19 protein-coding genes are annotated in these 20,064 nt (G+C 58.3%); 7 read left to right on the plus strand and 12 right to left on the minus strand.

What is annotated here, in order from left to right:
• Nucleotides 1-419: 419 nt before the first annotated feature.
• The gene (locus EV281_RS31595) at nt 420-911 is read left to right on the plus strand and encodes a hypothetical protein (RefSeq protein WP_245508249.1); all 492 of its coding nucleotides are present in this window, start codon (nt 420-422) and stop codon (nt 909-911) included.
• Here EV281_RS31595 and EV281_RS31600 read toward each other — a convergent pair whose 3' ends face one another.
• The gene (locus EV281_RS31600) at nt 912-1,109 is read right to left on the minus strand and encodes a hypothetical protein (protein ID WP_245508250.1); all 198 of its coding nucleotides are present in this window, start codon (nt 1,107-1,109) and stop codon (nt 912-914) included.
• 227 nt (nt 1,110-1,336) lie between these two features.
• On the opposite strand from EV281_RS31600, the gene EV281_RS11375 reads away from it, so the two are divergent.
• Nucleotides 1,337-2,176, plus strand: a complete 840-nt coding sequence (locus EV281_RS11375) for a cytochrome c oxidase assembly protein (protein ID WP_132653164.1) — start codon at nt 1,337-1,339, stop codon at nt 2,174-2,176.
• 217 nt (nt 2,177-2,393) lie between these two features.
• Complete coding sequence (locus EV281_RS11380) at nt 2,394-2,645, plus strand: hypothetical protein (RefSeq protein ID WP_184327339.1); 252 nt, start codon at nt 2,394-2,396, stop codon at nt 2,643-2,645.
• A gap of 121 nt (nt 2,646-2,766) precedes the next feature.
• Here the strand turns inward: EV281_RS11380 and EV281_RS11385 are convergent, their stop codons facing one another.
• A complete protein-coding gene (locus EV281_RS11385; RefSeq protein ID WP_132653166.1) occupies nt 2,767-3,030 on the minus strand; it encodes a hypothetical protein in 264 nt (87 codons plus the stop codon).
• A 274-nt stretch (nt 3,031-3,304) separates the two neighbouring features.
• On the opposite strand from EV281_RS11385, the gene EV281_RS11390 reads away from it, so the two are divergent.
• Together EV281_RS11390 and EV281_RS11395 are read left to right on the plus strand one after the other, a co-directional pair.
• Nucleotides 3,305-5,107, plus strand: coding sequence for a thiamine pyrophosphate-dependent enzyme (locus tag EV281_RS11390; protein ID WP_132653167.1), 1,803 nt, complete (start codon nt 3,305-3,307; stop codon nt 5,105-5,107).
• Between the two features lie 162 nt (nt 5,108-5,269).
• Nucleotides 5,270-6,139, plus strand: coding sequence for a cytochrome c (locus EV281_RS11395; protein ID WP_245508251.1), 870 nt, complete (start codon nt 5,270-5,272; stop codon nt 6,137-6,139).
• A 2-nt stretch (nt 6,140-6,141) separates the two neighbouring features.
• Here the strand turns inward: EV281_RS11395 and EV281_RS11400 are convergent, their stop codons facing one another.
• From EV281_RS11400 to EV281_RS11450, 10 genes are all read right to left on the minus strand, one after another.
• A complete protein-coding gene (locus EV281_RS11400; protein ID WP_165911875.1) occupies nt 6,142-6,516 on the minus strand; it encodes a c-type cytochrome in 375 nt (124 codons plus the stop codon).
• A 396-nt stretch (nt 6,517-6,912) separates the two neighbouring features.
• Nucleotides 6,913-7,515: a cytochrome c oxidase subunit 3 gene (locus EV281_RS11410; RefSeq protein ID WP_132653170.1), complete on the minus strand. Its 603-nt coding sequence runs from the start codon at nt 7,513-7,515 to the stop codon at nt 6,913-6,915.
• Complete coding sequence (gene ctaD, locus EV281_RS11415) at nt 7,512-9,425, minus strand: cytochrome c oxidase subunit I (RefSeq protein ID WP_132653171.1); 1,914 nt, start codon at nt 9,423-9,425, stop codon at nt 7,512-7,514. Before ctaD ends, EV281_RS11410 begins: the two co-directional genes overlap by 4 nt.
• Nucleotides 9,422-10,408 carry a cytochrome c oxidase subunit II gene (coxB, locus tag EV281_RS11420; RefSeq protein WP_132653172.1) on the minus strand — a complete coding sequence of 329 codons (987 nt, stop codon included), beginning with the start codon at nt 10,406-10,408 and terminating at the stop codon, nt 9,422-9,424. Before coxB ends, ctaD begins: the two co-directional genes overlap by 4 nt.
• Complete coding sequence (locus EV281_RS11425; protein WP_132653173.1) at nt 10,405-11,010, minus strand: cytochrome c; 606 nt, start codon at nt 11,008-11,010, stop codon at nt 10,405-10,407. The genes coxB and EV281_RS11425 overlap by 4 nt, the downstream gene beginning before the upstream one ends.
• A gap of 20 nt (nt 11,011-11,030) precedes the next feature.
• Nucleotides 11,031-13,430, minus strand: a complete 2,400-nt coding sequence (locus tag EV281_RS11430) for an FdhF/YdeP family oxidoreductase (RefSeq protein WP_132653174.1) — start codon at nt 13,428-13,430, stop codon at nt 11,031-11,033.
• Between the two features lie 232 nt (nt 13,431-13,662).
• The gene (locus tag EV281_RS11435) at nt 13,663-14,223 is read right to left on the minus strand and encodes a DUF1003 domain-containing protein (RefSeq protein ID WP_132653175.1); all 561 of its coding nucleotides are present in this window, start codon (nt 14,221-14,223) and stop codon (nt 13,663-13,665) included.
• A 33-nt stretch (nt 14,224-14,256) separates the two neighbouring features.
• Nucleotides 14,257-14,499 (minus strand): helix-hairpin-helix domain-containing protein, encoded by a 243-nt coding sequence (locus EV281_RS11440; protein WP_245508252.1) that lies wholly within the window; start codon nt 14,497-14,499, stop codon nt 14,257-14,259.
• Nucleotides 14,500-14,611: 112 nt separating this feature from the next.
• Nucleotides 14,612-15,649 carry a Gfo/Idh/MocA family oxidoreductase gene (locus tag EV281_RS11445; RefSeq protein WP_132653176.1) on the minus strand — a complete coding sequence of 346 codons (1,038 nt, stop codon included), beginning with the start codon at nt 15,647-15,649 and terminating at the stop codon, nt 14,612-14,614.
• Nucleotides 15,646-16,635 carry a zinc-binding dehydrogenase gene (locus tag EV281_RS11450; protein WP_132653177.1) on the minus strand — a complete coding sequence of 330 codons (990 nt, stop codon included), beginning with the start codon at nt 16,633-16,635 and terminating at the stop codon, nt 15,646-15,648. The genes EV281_RS11445 and EV281_RS11450 overlap by 4 nt, the downstream gene beginning before the upstream one ends.
• A gap of 266 nt (nt 16,636-16,901) precedes the next feature.
• On the opposite strand from EV281_RS11450, the gene EV281_RS11455 reads away from it, so the two are divergent.
• Together EV281_RS11455 and EV281_RS11460 are read left to right on the plus strand one after the other, a co-directional pair.
• Nucleotides 16,902-18,008, plus strand: a complete 1,107-nt coding sequence (locus tag EV281_RS11455) for an NAD-dependent epimerase/dehydratase family protein (protein WP_132653178.1) — start codon at nt 16,902-16,904, stop codon at nt 18,006-18,008.
• Nucleotides 18,005-20,047: an NAD-dependent epimerase/dehydratase family protein gene (locus EV281_RS11460; protein ID WP_132653179.1), complete on the plus strand. Its 2,043-nt coding sequence runs from the start codon at nt 18,005-18,007 to the stop codon at nt 20,045-20,047. The genes EV281_RS11455 and EV281_RS11460 overlap by 4 nt, the downstream gene beginning before the upstream one ends.
• Nucleotides 20,048-20,064: the final 17 nt, after the last annotated feature.

Raw genomic sequence — 20,064 nt, forward strand, 5'->3', positions numbered from 1 at the left:
ATTGCGCTCGCTAGGGGCTAGCCATTTGCATCCGCGATTTGGATAGATCGTATCTTCAGGTCGGTTCGCGCCACCTACGCTCGCCTGATAAACAAGCAGCCGCTGGCCGAGCCAACAGTGGACCGATGAAGGGTGGAATCCCCGATTCCTCCGAACGCGTCTTTGCCGGCGCGAGATCGAGCGGCATACCTGCTGACCCAGCTGTCTTCATCCCGGCCCTCGTCGATGAATATGACAGCAGGCGCGGCTGGGCGTAAGCGCCGCCCGACCGCTACCGAGAGCAGATATTGGTCCTCCAGCGCGTTCTCGTTTCCGTCTTCAATGGAACACTATCGAAGCCGGCGTGTTCTTCGTCGCAGGATCCGACTGGTGCTTTCGAAAACGGAGCCCGTTGGCGTATCTGCATTGCAGAGCGCATCATGAAAATCGACACTCTTGAGAGTTCGCTGCGGGCACCGTGTCGCGGACTCCAAACCAGATGGGGTGCAAGAAAAGCAATGAAGGAGCGGCACGCGAGTGATGCGATCGGTCCGAGGCCAGACGAGGCTAAATCCGGGCCGAAGGTGCTGCAATTCATGACTACCGAACATTTCGCACTGCAGACTGCCCGCACGGCAACGATCCAGGAGGCGAACCAGCGCGCCAACCTCTTTCTGACGTCGGTCTCGAGCGCGACGATTGCCCTCGCCTTTGTTGCCCAGGTTACGCAGATGGGGCAGTCGTTTGTCTTGTTCAGCCTGATCCTGTTGCCGTGCCTCTACTTCATCGGTCTCGTAACTTTCGTGCGGACCGTGCAGGTTGCCATCGAAGACATGGTGCATGCGCGTGGGATCGCACGGATCCACCACTATTACATCGAAATCGCGCCGCTGATGGAAAAATATTTGATCCATTCCACTCACGAACGATGATCAGGCCGTGTTGAGCGACAAGGCCTTCAAGGCGTCGCGCTGGCAATCGTTCATGAGCACGGCAGGATTGGTGAGCGTCATCGCCGGAGCAATCGCCGGCGTGTTTACTGGGATAGTCGTCAAGACGGTCGTCGGATCGAGCGTCACTGTCGCAGTTGTTCTGGGAATCGTCATTTTCGTGGCAAACGTTGCAGCCATGCGGCGTTATCACGTTCAAACCTGGACAGCTGCAGAACAGAGAGTGAGAGTGCTGTTTCCCAGTGCGCCCTGAGTGCCCAACGTGACGTTCTTCGTCTGAGACGACCGCGTGTGGCGACCGTATTTTGACCTGCTTTTCGGCAGCACGCGCAATGCGATCCGCGGTCGCCGGAACAAACCCCAATCACACGTGTTTAGTGGCCGAAACAACAATGTTTGGGGGCGGTATGACTTTCAAACTCGATCCATACTGCGGTAGCGCCCCACCGCCTCAACTCCTGATATCGGATTGGAACGTCGATCCTTACCTGCTGCTCGCGATAAGCGTTATCGCTGCATTGACCTGGCTGCCAGCACGTCGAGACAATCGCATCCATCAATGGCTGGCCGCTATCGTTCTCCTCGTTGTCGCCTTCGTTTCTCCCTTGTGCGCGCTGAGTTCAGCGTTGTTCTCGGCAAGAGCAGTTCATCACTTCATACTGATCTCATTCGCTGCGCCGCTTATCTGGCGCTTTATCTTCAGCCGGGAGACGTTCTTGGATCGAGTGCCATCGATATTGGTCTTCGGCTTTCACACGACGATGCTCTGGTTATGGCATCTGCCCGTACCCTATGCTTGGGCGCTGTCGGGAAATGCTACTTACTGGATCATGGAAGTACCGCTTTTCTTGTCGGCCGTATGGCTTTGGAAGGAAATTCTTGACGTGAGACGGCCTGTAGGCGGCGCACTTATCGTCTCCGCCGCAACGCTCCTGCAGATGACGGCGCTTGGTGCTTTTCTGACCTTTGCGCCGCACCCTCTGTTCAGCCCGCATTTTCTAACATCGCAAGCCTATGGCCTGTCACCTCTTGAAGATCAGCAACTCGCCGGACTTTTGATGTGGATACCGGCTTCACTGCCCTTGGCCGCAGCATTTCTGTTCAGGGTCGCCCGAGCCCTCACGCAACCATCCAATGAACCGTTCGCCGGACGAATGCAGCCGCGTCGAGATTGCTGCGTTAGGCTTTCAGCTCGTGCCTGTAGCGGCGTACCACGCAACGGCAGCTGTGAACTCCTTGAGCGATGAGCGGCGACGACGGTTCTACGGGACCGGGAACAGTTTGACGCTTTTGAAGTTCTAGTGCCACTAACGAGGAGAGCAGAAGCTTCGACAACAGTAACGGCCAGTGCGGCACCCTTTCAGCCGCCGGACTGGCAAGGAACCCAGAACAGGCTTCCGGCAGCGTCAACCACTGGCGCTGATGAGATCGAGCCCAAAGTGAGCTACCGGCAGGAGGTGCATCATGACGAATATTGCCACTTTGCCGGAGCGTGAATTCGCCTCAGCGCTCGAGGCGATGACAGATGAGGAGCTTTTCGAGCTGATGGCCGACCTAGAGAGGCGGAGTGAAGCGTCGGATCAGGCTTCACCAACAAATGAGGTATTCGCAAGAATCGTTCTTACGGAAAGTGCGATCGAGAAGCGGTTTCCGGGTCAGATGCTGCTGCCGTACAAGGACTGGAAGAACAGGCTCGATCGGTTGGCGCCGCGATAGCGCCACATCTCGCGCACAACGCAGGACAATTAGTAGGCGGCAGAAAGCCAGAGCGTGCGAAAGGTTCGTTCCATCTTGATGTCCGCGCGCAGTCATGGCGCCGAGCATTGTCCGTCAGTCATCAGTTGCGACTGACAAATTTATTGAATCGGCTTCTCTCACCACCCTCCGTCTTTTCCTGATGAAGAAAAGCAAGTTCGTTTTCATCAAAAATGGCGAAGAACTCATCCCAGGAAATTTCTTCCAAGTTTTCTTCCGGCTCTCCAAAATCGATCCGCAAGATGCCTCCTTGCTTGGCACCCTTGACACGGGAAGGATGCCCTTTGCGGGCTTCCACCCACTTACGAATTGCCGCATGGTCGGTTGTCGTATTTGCCGTCGTCATTGGAGCCTCCATTTCGCTTCGTCCCACGTCCTCCAGCATTTCCGCCGTTCTTGCGTGGCACTGAATCGAACCAATGCGATTGGCTAAAGTTCCAACCAATGAGCGATCGGCCAGCTTCCTAGCAGATCTAACTTAGGGCATTACCGCAGAAGTGGGGATCCTGCTGTCCTGCTTCTCGGGCGATCGCGCGCCGAGCAAGTACTTCAGGCAAACATCTCGGAACCTTTGATGGTGAAAGAGGTTTGCAGTCTTTGACAAGCAAAGGACGAGTTCGATGCCCAACGCCGCAGACATATTGATAGACACCCTGATCGATTGGGACGTCAAAGTCATCTTCGGCCTTCCCGGAGACGGCATCAACGGCGTGATGGAGGCGTTGCGCAAGCGCCAGGATCAGATCCGGTTCATACAGGTCCGTCATGAGGAATCAGCAGCTTTCATGGCGAGCGCCTATGCGAAGTTCACCGGCAAGCTTGGCGTTTGCCTCGCAACGTCTGGGCCGGGTGGCACTCATCTGCTGACGGGCCTTTATGACGCCAAGCTCGACCAGATGCCGGTGCTTGCGATTACAGGGACGCAGTTTCATGACCTGATCGAAACCTTTACCCAGCAAGACGTCGACCTCACCCGCGTGTTTGACAATGTCGCGATCTATAATGCGCATGTCAGTGACGCGTCGCACATGGAAAATGTCGCCAGTCTCGCCTGCCGCTCGGCGCTCTCGCGCCGCGGGGTTGCACATCTTTCGATTGCCAACGACGTTCAAGAAATGGACTCGAAATCCCGCTCGAAACGGAACCGGCCAAAACATGTACCGAACCGCTATTTCCAAGGCCGCCAAGTACCCGACGATACCGAGCTTGATCACGCGTCAAAGATTCTGAACGATGCCAGCAAGGTAGCGATCCTCGCTGGTCGGGGCGCCGTTGGTGCGCAGGAGGAATTGCGCGAGGCGGCCGAATTGTTGGCTGCGCCGGTCGTCAAAGCCCTGCTCGGCAAGACGGCTCTCGCCGACGATGATCCCCTGACCACGGGCGGCATCGGGATCTTGGGTACCGAACCGTCACAGGCGGTCATGGAACAATGTGATGCCGTATTGATCGTCGGCTCGTCGTTTCCCTATATTGAATACTATCCGCGACCCGAGGCGGCCCGCGGCGTTCAGATCGACAGCGACCCGCAGCGCGTGGGGCTGCGCTTCCCCGTCGATGCCGGTCTCGTGGGGGATGCGAAGGAATCGCTTCGGCTCCTCAACAGCAAGCTGACGAGAAAGGCGGATCGGTCATTTCTGGAACGGGCGCAAAGGGCGATGTCCGCGTGGCGCCAAAAAATGAATACCATGGAGACAGATCAGAGCGCGCCATTGAAGGCACAGGCCGTGGTTCGAGCTTTCGGACTGCGCATCGCGGCTAACGGCGTCGTGGTAGCCGATTCCGGCCAGAACACGGAGCTGGCGGCGCGCCATATAGACCTTGGCACCGAAAACCAATTTGCCGTCTCCGGCGCCCTCGCCTCGATGGCCTCCGGCTTGCCTTATGCGATCGCCGCCGGCGTCGCCGATCCAAAGCGACCAATTTACGCTATCGTCGGCGATGGCGGCTTCGGCATGCAGCTCGGAGAGTTTTCGACGGCCGTCCGCCTCGGCCTTCCCCTGAAATTGCTGGTCATCTGCAACGGAATGCTCAATCAGATCGCCTGGGAGCAAATGATGTTTCTCGGAAATCCTCAGTTCGCCTGCGAACTGGCGCCGATTGATTTTGCTAAGGCGGCAGAAGCGATGGGAGGTCGCGGCTTCACGATCAGGCGCTTTGAGGAGATAGAGCCGATTTTGGCAGAAGCTTTTTCTGTGGATGGTCCGGTCGTCATTCAGGCCTTCGTCGACCAATACGAGCCGATGATGCCGCCGAAAATGCCGAAAGATTACGCCAAGAACTTCCGCAATGCGCTTCCCGACACACCAGGTCATGCAGCGATCGAGAAAAATGTGTCCCGCTCGCCGCTCCGCGAGATGATGGCTGCGGGAGAGCAGGAAAAGGACCTATCGGAGACCACGACCGATCTTCCGGGCACGCCTTGAACAGCGGGAGGATGTACGACGATCTGTGCTGTGGTCAGGCGGAAGGACATGATGAGCAGCTCGTCTTCAGCCGATGGCAATCTCCGCATCGCTCGTCTTCGCGCTCGAAACTTGCTGTCATCGGCGCCGGTTTGGCTGATTGCAGCCGGAATCGGCTGCACATTGATCGCCGTTCTTCTTTTCTTGTACGTCACAGAAGCCGATCGCCGCTTCAGTCCTGAGGATGCCGCGTTGACGCCGGGCGACGCTGTCAAAGGAGAGTTGGTTTTTCTGGCTGCCGACTGCTCTTCATGCCACGCCACACCTGGTCAGCCGGACAGGTTGAAACTGGGGGGCGGCTTGGCGCTCGCCTCACCGTTCGGGATGTTCAGGCCGCCAAACATTTCGCCCGACCCCGTGGATGGCATCGGGTCGTGGTCGGTCGCCGATCTTGCAAACGCGTTGATCAGCGGCGTCTCGCCTCGCGGCGAACATTACTATCCCGCATTCCCCTATCCGAGCTACACCGGCATGTCGCTCGACGATGTAAGGGATCTTTACGCCTATCTGCGAACGCTGCAGCCGGTAGCTGGGCGGCCTCCGCCGCATGAACTGCCGTTGCTGTTCAGGTTCCGCCGACCGCTGGCATTTTGGAAGCTGCTGTTTTTTCATGAGGGCAAGTCCGAAGCTTCCCTCAACGGCGATGCTATGCACGATCGCGGCGGCTATCTGGTCGAGACACTCGGCCACTGCGCCGAGTGTCATTCGACCCGTAACATGCTGGGCGCAATCAAGCGCTCGACGCGTTTCGCCGGAGGGCCTGACCCCGAAGGCGCCGGCTTTGTGCCGAATATCACGCCGAGCCGGATCGGCGGCTGGACGGAAGCGCAAATCGCCACCATGCTCAGCACCGGCAAAACCCCGGACCACGGCCGGATCGGCTCATCGATGGCAGATGTCGTCACCAACACGGCGCAACTGCCTCAGGATGATCGTGATGCAATCGCGCGCTATATCAAATCGCTGCCGGCCCGACCGACACCCCATCCTTGATTTTACTGCGCGTAGAGATAGGCAGCCAGATCCCTTGCCTCAGCTTCAGAGATCCCCGTTGCAGGCATTCCCGAGTTTGCCGAGAAGCGCTGCGGAAAAACGATCCATTGCACGAGGTTCTCGGACGTATTACTGGCGACACCGCCAATATAGAGGCGTTGTCGCAGATCGATCAACGGCCCGCCAACTTTCCCATCCGCGCCGGGAATGCCTGGAATGACGTGGCACCCTCCGCATCCATAGCGGCGAAAGATCGCTGGTGCCCGAGAGGGATCGCCTGACGTCATGGCGATCGCCACAGCCTGACGTTTCTCTTTGTCCCTAACTCGATCGGCTGCGAAACCGATAAAAGTCAGAGCCAGAACGAAAGTGGTCAAGGCATAGTTAAGGCGAGTGAAAGTGATTTGCACGGACACCCTCCTCTGCTTGCGACGTGGATCGACGAACTCGGCATGATCGGAGTGATCATCGTAGGCATGGGTTCAACAGCAGCGTCGCTGCCCCCTGAAGAAACAATGCAAAGGCAAAGCCAAACCCCAAGAGAATTCCGACCTTGCTGATGAAGAGCGCACTGCGCGATTCCGTTGACTGATGGCCCCGCCATGAAAGCACCGCGCCGGCGACAGCCAAAGCAGTCGCCACAAAGGCGGCGAATACGGTCCATGCGGTTCCCCCGCCGCAATCGGCGTAGGGAAGAATCTGCCCGAGCTGGCTGCTCACCGCCCAGGCGGCCGGCGATAGAGTCAGTCCAGAAGTTCTTGCTATAGCGACACTCATTGGCGAGGCACCCAATAGATGCAGATATAGAGCGGAAGCCAGGTGACGACCACAAAGTTCCAGTAGAGCGCATTGTCCTGAACGTCGCCGTAGCGACGCGCATTGTCGCCGTGCCGGGTAAACATCAGGCATGTCAGCACCAGCGTATCGATCAGATCGGTGAGGATATGGGTCGTATGCAACCCGAGCAGGGTCCAGACGATCGAACCATAGGCATTATCATCCCAGCTCACATGCAAGGCCGGGAATTCGAAAACGCGAAAGACTAACGGGGCAGCACCGCAAAGCGACATCACCACCAGACCGATCTGCACTTTTCTCAACTTTTTTTGCTTTGCCCATCGCGACACCATCAGGTTGGGGATAACGCTGGCGAGAAGTAGTGCTGTCAGGAGCGTACCGGGAAGCAAATCCGGTGGCGGCGCATCGATCGGCCATTGCGGCGCTAGGCTCATCAAGTAGAAATAAACGGCAATCGCCAGACCGAAGCCTGATCCTTCGATCAGCATGAATGCCCCCGTTGCCCACCAGGTCGGGGAGGCGGAGCCCATCCCGTGCAGGGGTAACCGCGAAACATCAAGCACGATCCGGTCCTTCATGATTCGTCCTCTGCGCTGCCTTTGGGCCAGAACCACCCGATAAGGGTGATTGCTATCGGGATAGAGCCCCAGACCACGGCCCAGGGCGAGGACATCGACCAGATCAGCATGATCGCGGTCGCAATGGCCGCCCAGAGAGGCCAGACGCTGTCGGCTGGCGACGACTCGCGCGCTTCCGGCAGCGCTTCAACAACGCTGGTCACCAACAGCTCGCGGCGATCGGTTCTCAGTCCACTCGCAACTGCGATCTCACCGTCGTCCGGCAATGGCAATTCCCTGGTGTCAACGACAGGAATGCGTCGGAAATTATAAGAGGGCGGTGGCGACGATGTCGTCCATTCCAGGGTCGTTGCATTCCAGGGATTGGGACCTGCGAGTGCTCCGTAGCGCCAGCTACGGAACGCGTCGATGAAGAAAATAAGAAAGCCAAGAGCCAGGACGAGCGAGCTCAGACTGACGAACAGGTTCAAACCAGCCCACGGTAACTCAGGCTGATATGTGTAGACGCGGCGCGGCATGCCCATCAGGCCAAGTATATGCATCGGAAAAAACGTCAGGTGAAAACCGATGAAGATCAGCCAGAAAGCCCAGCGGCCCAGCCGTTCGCTCATCATCCTGCCGGTCATCTTGGGAAACCAGTAATAAATGGCGGCAATCAGCGGGAAGACCGCGCCGCCGATCAGAACGTAATGGAAATGCGCGACGACGAAATAGGTGTCATGCACCTGGGTATCGAACGGCACCGATGCCACCATGACGCCGGTAAGGCCGCCGATGACGAAGGTTACGATGAAGCCGACTACGAAGAGAAAGGGCGTGCGGAAAACCGGCCGCCCTGCCCAAATCGTCGCCAACCAACAGAAGATCTGGATGCCAGCGGGGATTGAAATAGCCATGCTGGACGCGGTGAAAAAACTCTCTCCCAGCCGCGGCAATCCGACCGTGAACATGTGATGCACCCAGAGACCGAACGAAAGAACCCCGGTGGTAATCAGCGCCATCACCATGAGCAGGTAGCCAAAAAGCGGGCGTCCAACGAAGGCAGGCAAAATGGTCGACACCATTCCAACAGCCGGAACAAAAATGATGTAGACTTCGGGATGGCCGAAGAACCAGAACAAGTGCTGCCACAGCAGCGCATCGCCCCCTTCTGCCGGATTATAGAACTGCGTACCCACCAAGCGGTCGAGGATCAGCGTCGAACTGGCGAACATGATCGCCGGCATTGCCATGATGACGAGAAACGACATGACGAGCATCGCCCAGACCAGCACGGGAACCTTATCCAGCGACATGCCCGGCGCCCGTTGCTTGAAGACGGTAACCACGATCTCGACGGCAACGGCAAGCGCCGAGAGTTCGGTGAAGGTAATCATCTGCGCCCAGATATCGGCGCGTTTGCCGGAGCCATATTCGGGTCCCGACAGCGGCACGTAGGCAAACCATCCGACGTCGGGGGCCGTGTCGAGGGCAAAAGACAGCCAGAGCAGGATGCCTCCGAAAAGGAATATCCAATAAGAAAAGGCATTCAGCCTTGGAAAGGCAATGTTGCGGGTGCCGACCAGCAAGGGGACGAAGTAAACCCCCATGGCCTCCATCACCGGAACGGCGAAGAGGAACATCATGTTCGACCCATGCATGGTGAAGATCTGGTTGTACCGGTCGGGGCCGATGAAACGGGCTTCCGGCTGTGCCAGCTGCAGGCGCATGGCAAGCGCAAGTATTCCGCCAAGGATGAGGAAGATGAAGGCCGTCAGGACGTAACGTCTTGCGATGACCTTGTGGTCGACGGTCGCAATGGCGCCCCAAAAGCCCCGACGCGAGCCCCAGGTGACGGAAAGCTGTCGCTCGACCTCGGCATCGGCGAGTTCGATATCTGTCGGAGCTGCGGAAGCCTGATCCTGTGTCATCGGAGGCTTTCCATATAGGCGGAAAGCTGCCGCAGCTCATCAGCCGTCAACGGCACGACCGGCATGTTGTTTCCTGGTTTTAGCGTTTGGGGATCGGCTATCCAGGCGGCAAGCGAGCCGCGGGTGGTATCGAGCAAACCGGCTGCGATCGTGCGGCGGCTTCCGACATGAGTGAGATCAGGTCCGGTCGATCCCGTTGCAGGTGTCCCGCGTATTGTATGACAGGCAGCGCATGGTTTTGCCAGGAAAACGGCCCTGCCGGCAACGGTCTCGGCTCCAGTTGGAGATGCTCCGTCGAGCCGCTGCGTGGCCAACCAATGCTGATAGTCGGCACCGTCTTCGACGATGACAACGAAGGCCATATGGCTGTGCTGGAGGCCGCAGAACTCGGCGCATTGGCCGCGATAGACGCCAGGCTTTTCGGCGCGCAAGGTCAAAATATTCTCTCGCCCCGGAATGAGGTCCAGTTTACCCGCAAGGCTCGGCACCCAGAAGGAATGAATGACATCGGCCGCCTGAAGTCGAAGGCGGACAGTTCTGCCCACCGGAATATGAAGCTCGTTAGCCGTCTGGAAGAGCTGCTTTTGATCCTGATCGGCATAGATGAACTGCCACCACCATTGCTGAGCACGAACGGTTATCGTGAGATCGGCGGTTCCATCGCTGTTCAGGGCACGCGTCGTATAGAAGCTTGCTACGGTCAGGACGGCAACGACAAGAGCGGTCGCTGCGGTGGCGGTTGCCACAACAGTTGTTATCCGCCGCTCTGATCGAGAATCCGGAACTAGTTGACGCTGACGGCGTAGAAGGGCGAGCGCCATGAAAATCATGACCGCGAGCCAGATGAGGATTGCGACCAGGACAATGAAGACGATCAGATCCTTCAGTGCGATGGCAGCCTGACCGTATGCGTCGAGAACCGACTGGGGACCGCCGCATCCCGAAAGCAGGAGCAGGAGTGCGGGCAGAGAGCGGCTCTTCACGGTGACGGACCCTGGTCAGGTTTCAAGGCAGACGGACCCTGTTCGAAAAAAATGGCAGCCGGTGCGCGGTTTTCGGCTGGGCGCGTGTAACGGTCGTCGTCGCGGCCAGGTGCAACCGAACTGGCGGTATAAGATCCGACCGCCTTGACGTAGCCGGCAAGCTGCCAAATCTGATCGATCGTCATCCTGTCCTTGAAGGCCGGCATCCCATGCGGCCGCCCGTCGCGGATGGAGGCGACGATCGAGACCATGGAAGGACCGTATAGCCACCACCCGTCGAGGAAGGATGGACCAATCCCGCCTCTGCCGTCGCCGTGGCAGGAGGAGCAACCGAACCAGGCATAAAGCCGCTTGCCCTGGCTAAGATCGTAGCCGTTCGTCTCGTATGGTTTGTTAAGAGCAAAGTATACTTCTGGCGGCATGCCTCCGATTCCGTTGGCCATTAACCGTATGCCTCCGAGCGCATCGGCAACAGGTGGATCGGCGCGATATTGTCTTGGCTCACGCAGCCAACCAACCGAGGCAGCCAGACACATTGCAAGGACTGAAACAACGATGCTCGAACACCAGCCAAGACTTCTCTTCAAGATCTTTTCCGGCATCGCTCGATCCTCAGCGCCATTCACTCGAGCGGTGCCGTCTCGGATCGGCTGAGGCGCACTGGCAATAACTTGTACGCTGGCGTTTTTGCCTTTTCGTCATGGTGGCTGAGCGGGAATAGCGGGTTCGCTTCGGGATAATAGGCTGCGCAACATCCTTTCGGAATGTCATAAGCGACAATCCGGAAGCCCAAGATCATCCGTTTCGTCTCCGGTTCGATCGCGGTCGACAGATCGACGCGATCTCCGTCGACGAAGCCTAGACGGGCGATGTCGGCGGCATTCAGAAAGACGACTCGGCGAGTACCATCGACGCCGCGGAAGCGATCACTATAACCGTAGATCGTGGTGTTGAACTGATCGTTTGACCGCAAGGTCGCAAGATGGAGAACACTTTCATCCTCGACAATTCCGAACTGCGGAAACAGGCGTGGCGGCGTGATGAAGTTGGCTTTGCCGTTCGGTGTCACCCATCGGCGTTCCCTGGCTGGCAGCGGCCTGGGGATACCGCCCGGCTGAAAGAGCCGCTGATTGAACCCCTTGAAGGTTTCCGGATATGTCCGCTCTATTGCGTCGCGGATTTCGGAATAGTCTGCGACCCAGCGATCCCAGGGCACGCTGCTTTCGGCTAATGTCGCCTTGGCCAGCCCGGCGATAATGGCGGGTTCCGACAGCAGTTCGGGACTGGCAGGTGCTGCCCTGCCGCGCGAGCCGTGGAAATGCGCCACCGAGCTTTCGATCGAGACCGCCTGCGGGCCGCTCGCCTGCTTGTCGATCTCCAACCGGCCAAGACATGGCAGCAGGTAAGCGATCTCACCGTGGATGACGTGGCTCCGGTTGAGCTTGGTGGCAATCTGCACGGTCAGGCGCAGCTTTCGCCACGCCGCTTCCAATGCCGCCGTGTCGGGCGCAGCGCGCAGAAAATTGCCGCCAAGGCTGATGAAGGCCCGACTTTCGCCGTCGCATATGGCCTTGCACACATCCACGGTGCCATGGCCCTTCCAGCGAGGGGGATCGAAATGATAGAGCTCCGCTAGCTTATCCAACGGCACAAGATCAGGTTTTTCGGTGATGCCGACCGTTCTCTGGCCCTGTACGTTGGAGTGGCCTCTCACAGCACAGATGTTGGCGCCCGGTTTGCCGATATTGCCTCGGAGCAAGGCGAGATTGACCACCATCTGAACGTTCTGGACACCCATGACATGCTGGGTCAATCCCATCCCGTAGACCATGAGAACCGCGTCAGATGCGGCATAGGTGCGGGCAGCCTGAGTCATCTGCTCACGCGTAAGTCCAGATACCTTCTCCAGCTCCTGCCATCCATGGCCTCTGACGGCGGCAGCGAACTCTTCGAATCCGGATGTGTGTTCGGCGATGAAATCATGATCGAGGACATGTTTTCTGTCAGCCGCCCGGATCGAGGCAGCGAAGGCCACAGCGGCCGCATTGGCAGGATCGTCCGGCTCTGCGTCGGAACCCGACACTTTGCTGAAGCCGGGCTTATGCAGGGCATCGTCGGCTTCTATCAGCGCTTTGCAGACGCCGAAGAGCGCCGCGATGTCTCCGCCGTTCCTGACCTGATAATATTCGCTGGAAATCGGCGTTTCCTTGCCGGTCAGCATCTGGCTCGGCGCTTGCGGATTGATGAAGCGTTCGAGACCTGGTTCTCTGAGCGGATTGAACGTGACAATCCTCACGCCGCGATCAACCGCGTCCTGAAGGTCGTGCAGTAGTCGCGGCGACGACGTTCCGACATTTTGTCCGAGGTAGAAAATGCAATCGCAGTTTTGAAAATCAGAGAGGACCGCCGTACCGACGGAAGCACCAATGCTTTCCGGCAGCGCGACGGATGAACTCTCGTGACACATGTTGGAAGAGTCCGGCAGGTTATTGCTGCCGAAGATACGAGCGAAAAGCTGATACATGTATGAGGTTTCGAGCGAGGCGCGGCCAGAAGTATAAAACTCTACCTTCTCCGGCGGAATTCCACGCAGTTCGCGGCCGATTTCTTCGAATGCGGATTGCCAGGAGACCGGAACATATTTGTCCGTTGCCTCATCCCATCGCATCGGATGGGTCAGACGCCCCTGCTCTTCCAAATCGTGGTCGCGCCAGCCTTCCAGCTCCGTCAGGGAGTGCGCCGCGAAGAAGGCGCGATCCGCACGTCGGCTCGTCGTCTCCCATATCGTCGCCTTGGCACCGTTTTCGCAGAACTCCAGCGGATGAGGCTTTGCCGGTTTGGCCCAGGCGCAGCTGACGCACATATATCCGTCTGGCTTGTTCTGATGTGACAGCAGCGCAGGACCAGAGACCGGAATATGTTCGCGGATAAGAATTTCTCCCACCGATTTTGCTGAACCCCACCCACCCACTGGTCCGCTATCAAAGCCGATCTTCGGTTTTTTTCTGGGTTTTGGCGTCATAATGAAACGTCCCGGGCGTTATCTAGGATCTCGACGGACACCCTGGCGCATCTGCTAATCCGCCAAGAAGATCGATTACCGACTGGAATACTTTTGACGCACGACGTGGTGCGACGAGTAATGCTGCTGTCAAACTCCGGAAAAGGCAGGTTGTTCCGCGATCGAGCTGACACGGCTCGAGGCAACCAATATTTTTCTCCAGTGAGGTGGATGCCAAGACAAGGTCACGGCGTCATTGTGTTGGCGGTGGCTTTCTGGCTCCTCGCCGCTGTACTTTCTCCTCGATTTCGTCCAGTACCGCTTCCGGTGTCACCTCCTCTTTCAATTCCTCAAGCTCGGCTTTCGTTTCGATTTCGACGTCGAGTTTGTCGGCAATGGCCGCAACAAGGGTCAACAGCTTCGTCACCTCATGCTCAGCAAGAAGGCAGATCTGCAAATTAAGATCGGAGCGCTTGTCATCGGCCTCCGCCATGCGATTTTGACTGATCAGTACGAATGTTGAAATGAAGATGGCTTCGACAGACGCGACCATGGCGAGAATGACCAGCGATGGGTCGAAGGCGGGCACCAAAGGGAGCAGGCCGAGATTGGCGATGATCCAGAGCCCGAATATCAACAGGTGCAGGTAGACGAAGGCCAAGGATCCCGCAAAACGAGTAATGGCATCTGCCGCCCGCTCCTGCATGGTCGATTGTCGCGCCTCTTGCTCCCGCCGCTTTAGCAGGGCCTCAATGTTGCGGTCGAGCTGCTTGGCAGTCCTACTTATCTGCCGATCGGATATTGTCGATGACATTGAATGCTTCCGTTATTGCGCAATTCTGGCCGTTTACCTCTTGCTTCTTCCGCTATCGAAGGCGCCAACAGCCGACCGAATGAGTTCAACCGCCCGCTTGCCGATACCCGGAATTGCCAGAAGTTCGTCGTCGGTCATCGCCGCCAGTTTACTGACCCGCTTGACGCCATTGGAAAGAAGCGCCCTTACGATCCAGACAGGAATCTTACTGCGGGCGAGCATGTCGCTCGAGGCTGCCCGCGGCTTCGACGTCGTCCTTGCTGGTCGAGAGGCCATGTTGATCCCGCAAATGAATTGCGATCGCCAAAACCGGCAGAAGGCCTGGCGGTTCCAGTCGTTTCACCGATGACATCAAACAATTCTGTCAGATCGGGCCAAACAACCAGCGTCATGGCGAAAATTTCACGCTCCCGTAAATACCCTCGATAACTTCTGCGAGGTCGACAAGCCGTTCGCAGGCTGGATCGTAGGTCTGACCGCCGGCAAGGCGCGCCGCCCAGTCCACCGCCGCCCGCCCTCCCCAATCATCGGGCGGCTGAACAAGGCTTTCGCTGGCAGTGCCGCGTAAACGCTGAGCGGCGAAGTCGTAGAATGATCCGTTAACGTTCTTGAACGATGCGCCCCCTGCTGTTCCGAAGAAGTCGGCGCTGATTACAGCATCGGACCCTGCATGCAGTCGCCAGGAGCACGTAAGCCGGATGACAGCACCATTTGCCAACGTGAGCGTAGCGACCGCGAAATCTTCAACATCTTCCAGCTTATCGATAAGCTCCCCCGCTTTCATCAAAGTACTGGTGGTCTCAGCCACTTGAGGAAAATCGAGACACCAGAGTGCCATGTCGATGAGATGGATGCCGAGGTCAATCACGCATCCCCCGCCGGATAGCGATTTGTCGTAGAACCAGGATTTGTCAGGGCCATAGGCGTTGTGAAAAACGAGATCGGCGGCGAAAACCTTGCCGAGCTCTCCATGCTTGATCAGATTGCGGATGCACTGCATCCCCTCGGTATAACGATAGGATAAATCGACGCCCAACAGCCTGCCGGCTGACCTAGCGGCGGCCACAACCGCCGCCGCCTCCGCCGCGGACCGGCCGAGCGGCTTCTGGCAGAACACCGCAACGCTGCTCTGCAGGGCTCGGATCGACTGCTCTGCGTGCAGAGCGCTCGGAGTAGCAATAACGACACCATCGAGATCGTGCGCTAAGAGCGCGTCGAGATCGGCGACGATTTTCGCGTCAGGGGCAAGGCTAAGTGCTTCATGCGCCCTCTCCTCAGAGGGATCGGCGATGGCGACAGCTACTGCCGAATTTGACCGGAGGATCGCTGCCATTCGGTTCCTGCCGATCCAGCCGACACCGAGAAAGCCGAGCCTGGCGGGCTTCACGTTCGTCTGAATGGAGCGCTTTTCCATCATCGTATTCATTTATGCATCACCACTGCTTTGAGAAAGCCATCGGGCCTATCGCGGGTGGCATCGAGCGCCTCGCCCAGGCCTTCGAGCGGATAGACGTGCGTATAAAGCCGTGACGGATCGAGCCTGCCGGCTACGACCGCTTCGACCGCCTCACGCATACCAGAGATATAGATCTTCGGGTCGCGTTCATGGGCATTGATCACGTCGAGCCCGCGCCAGTTCCAGAGCTGCATGTTGACTTGCCTGGGGCCATCCTGATGGTATCCTGCCACAACCAGCCGGCCACGCTCCGCAGTCAATTCGCCGGCTAGGTCAAGCGGCCATTGCTTGCCGACCGCCTCTATGACGCAATGGCAGAAAGCACCGCTGGTCAGTTGTTTTACAGCCTCGATGATCCGCCAGTGATCGTCCATCGCAAGAGTTTCTGCGGCGCCCATCTGCTTGGCGACCTCCAGCGAAAACGGACGGCGAGAGATTGCAATGACGCGCGCGCCAACGCCGCTGGCAAGCTGTGTCAGCAGGGCGCCGAGAAATCCAATCCCGATGATAGCGACCGTTTGACCCGGCCCGATGCCGCTACGCCTGAATATGTTGATCGCACATCCGAGTGGTTCGCCTGGGAATGGCTGGTCGTCGAGGGCCGATGGCAATGGAACGAGCATCTCGACATCGGCAATGTCGTGGGTGGCATAGGCATGGTATGAAAGCGCGGCGACCCGGTCTCCTAAGCCAAAGGTCGACACCCCAGGCCCAAGCGCGTCGACCCTCCCCCAGCCTTCGTGACCGAGGGCGCCGGGCTCTGTTGGAAAGGTCATCCATTCCGGCCCTGCCCAAGGCCCGAGATTGGAGGCGCATACGCCCGAGCCTTCGAGCCTGATCCTCACCTGCCCCGGTCCAGGCTGAGGGAAGGGCCTCTCCTCCACGGAGATCTTCCCCGGGCCAGTAATGATGGCCGCCCGAATCCGTCCCTCGGACGCTCTCGGCAACATATTCATGAATTGCTCCTCCGGTTGGAACATTGTCAGTGGCGGCGTCGTTGCTGCGGGACATACGCCCCGCTCCGGCCATCCGCCTTGATGACCTTACGCCCTCAAATCTTCGAGGAATATTTCGCCGAAGAATTGGCCGTCTAACCAAAGACGCCGCCGAATGTTCCGGATGATGTCAAAGAACATGTCAAAGAAGATGTCATTGAACCAGGAACAATCTCCGCCGAGCTTCGTTCGGCAGATCATCTTCAACCTGAGCGGACGGAAATCTAATGGCGATGATCCTTGTGACTGGCGGCTGCGGCTTCATCGGAAGGCATGTCGTCGAGGAACTTCTCGAAAACGGCTTTGGCGTGCGGGTCCTCGACGCATTGATCGACCAGGTTCACGGCGATGCCGAAGCATCGTTGCCCGAGGCTGCCGAGCTCTTGCGCGGCGACATCAGGGACAAGAATACGGTCGAGCAGGCGCTTTCGGGCGTCGATGGCGTCATCCATCTTGCCGCAGAGGTTGGCGTCGGACAGTCCATGTATGAGATTGCCCGATATGTCGGCACCAATGATCTCGGCACAGCTGTTCTTCTGGAAGCGATGATCAGCCGCCGGCCAAAACGCATCGTCGTCGCTTCGTCGATGAGCGTCTATGGCGAGGGCCGTTATCAGACCGCAGACGGCACCGTCCTCGAGCTGGTTAGGCGCAGGAGTGATCGCATCAAGGCCGGCCAATGGGATCTGCTCGGCGGTGACGGCAAGACTTTAAGACCCGTCGCCACGGACGAGGAGAAACCTGTCGATCTCGCCTCGATCTACGCTCTGACCAAATACGCGCAGGAAAAACAGGTTCTGATCTTCGGGGATGCCTACGAAGTCGATGCAGTGGCACTGCGCCTCTTCAACGTGTTCGGCGCCGGTCAGGCGTTGTCCAATCCCTACACCGGTGTGCTGGCGAACTTTGCCTCCAGGCTTGCCAACGGCCAGCCGCCGATGATCTTCGAGGACGGTGAGCAGAGGCGAGACTTCGTGCACGTACGCGATGTGGCCCGCGCCTTCCGTCTCGCACTCGAAAAACCCAATGCGTCAAGGCATGTGATCAACATCGGCAGCGGCCAAGCCTACACGATCGCTGAAGTAGCGACGCTTCTTGCCGAAGCCATGGGGGTGCCGGAGATACGGCCCGAGATCATGCACAAGGCGCGGTCGGGCGATATCCGCAACTGCTTTGCAGACATTTCCAAGGCGCGAGAGCTGCTTGGTTTCGAGCCGCGCTTCAGACTGGAAAACTCTCTGGGACCTTTCGCCGACTGGGCGAGAAATGCCGGAGCGATTGATCGCGGAGCGGAGATGAAACGGCAGTTGGAAGAAAGAGGGCTGGTGTCATGACCATGTCCGGATTGACCGCCAAAACCTATGGGTCTCAAAAATCCTATGGATTCGTGGAGTGGTTCCGTCCCGGCGAACACGAGCGGACCTTGCAGACGATTGCAGACGTCAGATTGAGCGGCGCAAGCTATCTGCGCACTCATCTTTCATGGGCCGAATATCTTGCGCCCGGTGGCGAGGCCTGGTTCGATTGGCTGATCCCGAAGCTCGGGCGCGACATCGATCTCCTCCCATGCATTCACTATACGCCGCCATCCTTATCCCGGACGGGGCGGTCTTCGGGTGCACCGGCCGATCTCAAATCATATGCTGATTTCGTCGATCATGTGCTCACCCGGTACGGCCGGTATTTCAGCCATATCGAATTGTGGAACGAGCCCAACAATCTGCTCGACTGGGACTGGCGAGAGGATAAGGACTTCCTGCTCTTCTGCGAGATGGTCGGGGGCGCCGCCTATTGGGCCAAACATCGCGGCTGGAAACCCGTGCTCGGTGGCCCGTGCCCATTTGATCCCTATTGGCTTAACCTGATGGGCGAGCGCGGCGTTCTTGGCGTCGTCGATGCCGTCGGCTTCCACGGATTCCCCGGTACATGGGACAGCGAGGAAGGCACTTGGGGCGGCTGGGACATGCATCTCGGCGAGACGCGAAAGATTATCGACCGTTTCAATGGCGATGCCGAGATCTGGATTACCGAAACCGGTTACTCGACCTGGCGCAATGACGAGATGGAACAGGCACGGCGTTTCGTGAATGCTCTGAGCGTGCCGGCTGAGCGGATGTATTGGTATTCCTGGCGCGATGTACCGCCGGATGTTGCGGTGCAGGAAGGCCTGTGGTTCGATCCTCGGCACTATCACCTCGGAGCTGTCACCGATGATAACCAGCCCAAGCTGCTTGCACGGCTATTGATGGAAGGCGGCGTTGACCGGCTGAAGCAGGTCGCGCGGCTCGCAGCTCCTAACCTCGCCAAGGGAGCAGCCCCGATCGTGATTACCGGAGGCTGCGGCTTCATCGGCTCCAATCTCGCCGACAGCTATCTTCAGGACGGTGAAGACGTGGTTGTTCTCGACAATCTCGGGCGATCCGGCGTCGATCAGAACCTCGGCTGGCTGATGGAACGGCATGGGACAAGGGTGCATCCGGTGCTTGCCGACGTGCGAGACGCCAGAAGCATCGACGCAGCATTTGCCGATGCCAAGGCAGTGTTTCATTTCGCCGCCCAGACCGCGGTCACGACGAGCCTCATTCATCCAGTCGACGATTTCGAGGCGAACGCAAGGGGTACGATCAATGTTCTGGAATCGGTACGGAAAGCGGGACGCCGCGCGCCCGTGATCTTTGCCAGTACCAACAAGGTCTATGGCGGGCTTGAGGACCTTGCAATGCACGAGTTCGAGGATCGCTATATGCCAATGGATGATACTATCCGGGCGTTTGGTATCGGCGAAGACCGGCCGCTCGATTTCTGCACTCCCTATGGCTGCTCCAAGGGCGTGGCCGATCAGTATGTGCTGGACTATGCGAAATCCTTCGATATTCCTACGGCCGTGCTGCGTATGAGCTGTATCTTCGGTCCACGCCAGTTCGGTACCGAAGACCAGGGCTGGGTTGCGCACTTCCTCATCCGGGCGCTGGCGGGCGAGCCTGTTTCAATCTACGGCGACGGCAAGCAAGTTCGCGATATTCTTCACGTCGCGGATGCGGTTGCCGCCTATCGCGCTTTGCGCGACGGCATCGAAAGGATCAGAGGCAGCGCCTTCAATCTTGGAGGTGGCCCGGCAAACGCCGTCAGTATTCTGGAGGTCCTTCGCGAGATCGGCCGGTTGCTGGGGCGTCCAATCGAGACCTCGTTTGGCGACTGGCGGGCCGGAGACCAATATTTCTTCGTCGCAGACACACGCAGATTGGAAAGCGCGCTGGGCTGGAGTGCGCGTGTCGGCTGGAAGAGCGGCCTGCAACACCTGGCGGAATGGCTTATCGAGAACCGTTTCGGGGGCCGGCCTGTTCTACGCCACGATCGAAAGGTTTCGGCATGATCGATCGGCACATCCGA

Origin of the sequence: Rhizobium sp. BK418, from assembly GCF_004341105.1 — a bacterium.
Classification (GTDB): Bacteria; Pseudomonadota; Alphaproteobacteria; order Rhizobiales; family Rhizobiaceae; genus Rhizobium.

Coding starts and splice junctions, on each gene's coding strand:
- EV281_RS31600 (WP_245508250.1), bottom strand. CDS start 1,109: ATGGCTGCAACGTTTGCCACGAAAATGACGATTCCCAGAACAACTGCG.
- EV281_RS31595 (WP_245508249.1), top strand. CDS start 420: ATGAAAATCGACACTCTTGAGAGTTCGCTGCGGGCACCGTGTCGCGGA.
- EV281_RS11410 (WP_132653170.1), bottom strand. CDS start 7,515: ATGAAGGACCGGATCGTGCTTGATGTTTCGCGGTTACCCCTGCACGGG.
- EV281_RS11440 (WP_245508252.1), bottom strand. CDS start 14,499: ATGGCCTCTCGACCAGCAAGGACGACGTCGAAGCCGCGGGCAGCCTCG.
- EV281_RS11380 (WP_184327339.1), top strand. CDS start 2,394: ATGACGAATATTGCCACTTTGCCGGAGCGTGAATTCGCCTCAGCGCTC.
- EV281_RS11435 (WP_132653175.1), bottom strand. CDS start 14,223: ATGTCATCGACAATATCCGATCGGCAGATAAGTAGGACTGCCAAGCAG.
- EV281_RS11425 (WP_132653173.1), bottom strand. CDS start 11,010: ATGCCGGAAAAGATCTTGAAGAGAAGTCTTGGCTGGTGTTCGAGCATC.
- EV281_RS11460 (WP_132653179.1), top strand. CDS start 18,005: ATGACCATGTCCGGATTGACCGCCAAAACCTATGGGTCTCAAAAATCC.
- EV281_RS11430 (WP_132653174.1), bottom strand. CDS start 13,430: ATGACGCCAAAACCCAGAAAAAAACCGAAGATCGGCTTTGATAGCGGA.
- ctaD (WP_132653171.1), bottom strand. CDS start 9,425: ATGACACAGGATCAGGCTTCCGCAGCTCCGACAGATATCGAACTCGCC.
- EV281_RS11450 (WP_132653177.1), bottom strand. CDS start 16,635: ATGAATATGTTGCCGAGAGCGTCCGAGGGACGGATTCGGGCGGCCATC.
- EV281_RS11455 (WP_132653178.1), top strand. CDS start 16,902: ATGGCGATGATCCTTGTGACTGGCGGCTGCGGCTTCATCGGAAGGCAT.
- EV281_RS11375 (WP_132653164.1), top strand. CDS start 1,337: ATGACTTTCAAACTCGATCCATACTGCGGTAGCGCCCCACCGCCTCAA.
- EV281_RS11385 (WP_132653166.1), bottom strand. CDS start 3,030: ATGACGACGGCAAATACGACAACCGACCATGCGGCAATTCGTAAGTGG.
- EV281_RS11390 (WP_132653167.1), top strand. CDS start 3,305: ATGCCCAACGCCGCAGACATATTGATAGACACCCTGATCGATTGGGAC.
- EV281_RS11445 (WP_132653176.1), bottom strand. CDS start 15,649: ATGAATACGATGATGGAAAAGCGCTCCATTCAGACGAACGTGAAGCCC.